Raw genomic sequence first — 1,412 nt, forward strand, 5'->3', positions numbered from 1 at the left:
CTCGTCCCAGCCGAGCGGCAGTGTGAGCGGTACGAGGACGGCCGACAGCACACAGAACCCGGCGGCCACGATCCACAGCATCCGCCGTGCCGAGGCCGCTGTGCGATCCGCGTTCATCCGACCCACCCCAGCCTGCGCCGCCCGCGGCGCACCGCTGCGCGGGTGAGGATGCCTGCCGTGGCGGCGAGCACGGTGACACGGTCGCGCCAGTCGGCCAGGCCCGGCGGTGGAGGAGCGGACCGCCCGGCCCGCTCCTCCACCAGGGTGCTGAACAGGCGCTCGTAGCGGTCGGCGACGCCGTCCGGGGTGAATCGTTTCGCCGCACTGGCCCGGGCGGCTCTGCCCATCTCCGCACGCCGTCCGTCGTCCCGCATGAGTGCCAGCAGCGCGTCGGACACGCCCCGGGTGCTGTCGCGCGGGACGAGACAGCCGTCCACACCGTGGCGGATGATCTCGCCGGGCCCGTGCGGGCAGTCGGTGCTCACCACGGGCAGGCCGCAGCGCATGGCCTCCACGATCGTCATCCCGAACGACTCGTGCGCGGAGGTCACCGCGGCGATGGAGCCCTTGACCCACTCGGCCTCGATGGGAGTGGCCGAACCCATCAGGAAGACCCGGTCACCCAGGCCGTGGTGGGCTATCCGGTCGGCTATCCGGGCGCGCTCGGCGCCGTCCCCGTAGATGCGCAGGGACCAGTCGGGGCAGGCCGCACCGGCCAGGGCGAACGCGTCGACCAGCATCTCGTACCGCTTGACGCGGGCCAGCCGTCCCGCCGCGACGACGACCTTGGCCGCCGCGTCGGCCGGCGGCACCGAGGGTTCGGGGACGCTGTTGGGGATGGCCAGCACCCGGGTGCGCGGCAGCCGCATGCCGCGCCGGTGGTCGCGCGCGTCAGCCTCGGTCATGGTGACCAGCGCGTCGAGACCGCCGTACCAGCGTTGGAGTTCCGTCCGCAGCCGGTGCGAGTGGTTGTCGTGGGTGAGGTGCTCCTGGCCGACGAGTACGGCATGTCGTGGTCCGAACCGGGCCAGCAGCGCGTTGAGTCCGGCCCTGGTGCCCACGACGACGTCGGCGTCCGTCTCCCGCAGCCAGTCGATGACCCGCTGCTCGGCGAGCCGGTGGTACTGGTGCGAGCGGCTGTCCCCCTTGGGGAAGACTTCGCCGGCCTGCCGGGCGAGGGGGTCCGCCGCGTCCTCGGATCCCTTGCGCCGGTCCACCAGGGCCCGCAGCGGTACCTCCGGCGACCGCCCCAGCCGTGGTCTCTCGCGGTGCCGGAAGACGGACACGAGTTCCACCTGGTGTCGCCCGGCGAGCGTGTCGGCGAGGGTCATGGTCGTCCGTACGGTGCCGCCCATCGCGTAGGCGTTGTGCAGCAGGAAGGCGATGCGCACGTGCGGCGTCCCCCGGTTTCC

Annotated in this window: 1 protein-coding gene; it reads right to left on the bottom strand. The window is 73.1% G+C overall.

Annotated elements, in window-relative coordinates; translation table 11 throughout:
* Positions 1-113: 113 nt before the first annotated feature.
* The gene (locus tag ACIBNA_RS45055) at positions 114-1,391 is read right to left on the bottom strand and encodes a glycosyltransferase (protein ID WP_399171297.1); all 1,278 of its coding nucleotides are present in this window, start codon (positions 1,389-1,391) and stop codon (positions 114-116) included.
* Positions 1,392-1,412: the final 21 nt, after the last annotated feature.

Source organism: Streptomyces sp. NPDC050164, assembly GCF_044459945.1.
GTDB classification, from domain to species: Bacteria; Actinomycetota; Actinomycetes; order Streptomycetales; family Streptomycetaceae; genus Streptomyces; species Streptomyces coeruleorubidus_A.